Here is a 2,852-nt window from a genome sequence, read left to right on the forward strand (position 1 = left end):
GTGCGATTACCATTGGCATCGTATTGATAATTGACGACCTGCCCATAAGCATCGGTGCGTTGACTGAGCCGGTCGAAGTCATCATAGGTCTGCTGAATGGTTTTCTGTTCCGTACCACCTGCACTGCCACCACTGGCTTGATAGGTTTCAGTCATACCGGTGACATTGCTGTTGGCATCATATTGGGTCGTCACCTGCTGGATGGTCAAACTCACATTTGCCCCTGGCTGAGTGGGTTGCTGTGCCTGTTGATAGTCTCTCTGAGTCTCCCGATTCAGTTCATCGTATTGATACGTTATTAACTGGCCTAATGCATCCGTGTATTGGCTGATATTATTGTTGGCATCATAAGCCGTACGATGCACCCGAGCGGTTTCGCCGCTGTCTGTTGGATAGGTGATGGTGGTGCGGCGATTCAGCTCATCGTAGCCAAACGTCGTAGGCCGACCCAAGGCATTGGTCTGGCTCAGCAGGTTATTGTTGGCGTCATAGGCATAGCTGCTGGCCTGGTCATTGCCGTCAGTGATTTGCTGCAAGCGGTTGGCCTCATCATAGGCATAGCGCCAGCCATTACCCAAGGGGCGGGTTTGTTGCGTGCGATTACCCACATTGTCATAGGCAAACGTGGTGGTTTCTCCACTGCCGGGTGCGGGGCTGCCATTACTGGTGAGGCTGACATTCAGGGTTTCACTCAGCTGTTGCCGTCGGACATCATAAGTCCAAGCCACCGCCCGCCCGGCGGGGGCAATGGTCAGTATGCGATCACCCATTGAGTTATAACGGTGACGAACAATAGCATCAAGGGGTTGCCGTACCACAATCACGCGGTTCAGATTGTCGTATTCATAACGGGTGGTGTTACCGTTGGCATCCGTCTCCGTCAGGGTATTGCCCACCGCATCATAGCTCAGGGTACTGAGCAGCTGATTAGCACGGGTGGTGGTCAGCCGACGGTTATTGCGGTCATAAGTATAGGCACTGACAATCCCCCGCTTGTCGGTATCGGTCAGCACATTGCCCACCAGATCATAGCTGCGCTGCAGGGTTTGGTTCAGCGGATCGGTGGTGGTCAGTAATTGGTTGAGGGCATCATAGGCATAGCGGGTGGTATGGCCGCGTTTATCGGTGACCGTTAGGCGGTTGCCCACTTTGTCATAGCGATAGGTTTGCTGCTGGTTGAGCGGGTCAGTATCACTGATCACCCGGTTCAGTAAGTCAAAGCTTTGCTGCCAACGCTGATTCCGGGGATCAATGCGCAATACCAGATTATTCAACGCATCGTATTGATACTGGGTGAGGCGATTACCGGGCAGGGTTTCTGTTAAGCGGCGGTTACGCTGATCATAGGTATAGGTGCTGACCAGGCCGCGGCCATCAGTCGCCGTCAGCAAATTGCCATTGCCATCAAACACCTGCTGTAACAACGGTGCACTGCCCGCCAGGTTATCCCGCTGCTCGGTAAGGCGGTCAAAGTCATCATAGCGGTAACTGAGTAACCGGCCATTGGGCCATTGTTCGGTCAGTTTGTTGCCCACCGCATCGTAACTGAAGCGGGTCACGTGCTGTAAGGCATCGATTTGTTCCGTCACACGGTTCAGTGGGTCATAGCGGGTACGACTGACCCGGCCCAGGGCATCAGAGGTTTGGGTGAGATTACCAATCGCATCATAGGCCAATTGGGTGGTATGGCCTTCGGCATCGGTGACGGTCATCTTGCGATTGAGAGCATCAAAGGTCTGGGTAATCTCGCGATCCAGAGCATCCGTGGTGCTGATGGGATTTCCTGCTGCATCATAGCCAAAGCGCGTAGTACGGCCCAACGGTTGTAACTGAGTGACCAACCGATTCATCACATCGTATTCAAAAAAGCTCTGCCGCCCTTCCGGGTCGGTTTCACTGAGCTTATTGCCGACTTCATCATACGTGGTGGTCTGCTCGGCGCGTTCACTGCCCCCCGCGTTCAGGTAAGCGCCGACATAAACCCGCCGATCATAATCGTCATAACGGTACTCAGTGATCCGGTTTAACGGACGGGTTTCTAAGGTCAGGTTACCCACCTTGTCATAGGCAAAGCGGGTTTGGGCTCGTTCACCGGCACTGTCGGGGGGTAAGGTTTCTAGAATCCGGCGATTCACGTCATCATAGGCATACTCGGTGGTCTGCCCAAGCCAGTCAGTACTGCTCAGCACATTACCGTTGGCATCATAGGTTTGCTGCTGACGCAGTACCTGACCCGCTAAGGTTTTACGCTGCTCAATCACACGATTCAGGCTGTCGTAATCCCATTCACTGATGCGGCCTAATTCATCGGTCTCCCGTAGTTTGTTGCCGTTGTCATCGTAAGCATAGGTGCGCTCATTGCGCAGTGCGTCAATCCGCCGAATCAACCGACCCAAACCATCATAGCGGTAACGGGTCAAGCCCAGTACATCGGTACGGGCATTTTGCTCTTGCAGTTTCAACCCCCGCACATTCCACTGTTGCCGAGTGATGCCGCCTAAGGCATCGGTGGTACTGGTCAGATAGCCGTACTCGTCATAGGCAAAGCGGGTGGTATGACCACGCTGATTGGTGGCGGTCAGCCGATCGCCATTTTTCCCATAGGTAAAGGTTTCGGTGCTGGTGTCTGGGTGAGTGACCTTCAGCAGATTGCCTCGTTCGTCATAGGCAAAGCGAGTCATTCGCCCTTCCCGATCTTGCTGGGTAGCTGGCCGGTTTTTAATAGTGCCTTCAGCGGCCCCTGTACCTAACAACACATAAGTATTGACCTTGGCCGGATGATCCTGCTGACCAGTGACTTTTTCGGTGAGGATATTGCCATGTTCATCGTAGGTGTGGGTGGTCTTGACGCC

At 53.7% G+C, this 2,852-nt stretch carries 1 protein-coding gene; it reads right to left on the reverse strand.

The genetic code is table 11. The features are described from left to right. Positions 1-2,852: RHS repeat protein (locus tag KHS79_RS25680; RefSeq protein WP_212723010.1), on the reverse strand; the 2,852-nt coding region annotated here is incomplete at both ends.

It is taken from the genome of Zooshikella ganghwensis, assembly GCF_018263875.1.
GTDB classification, from domain to species: Bacteria; Pseudomonadota; Gammaproteobacteria; order Pseudomonadales; family Zooshikellaceae; genus Zooshikella; species Zooshikella ganghwensis.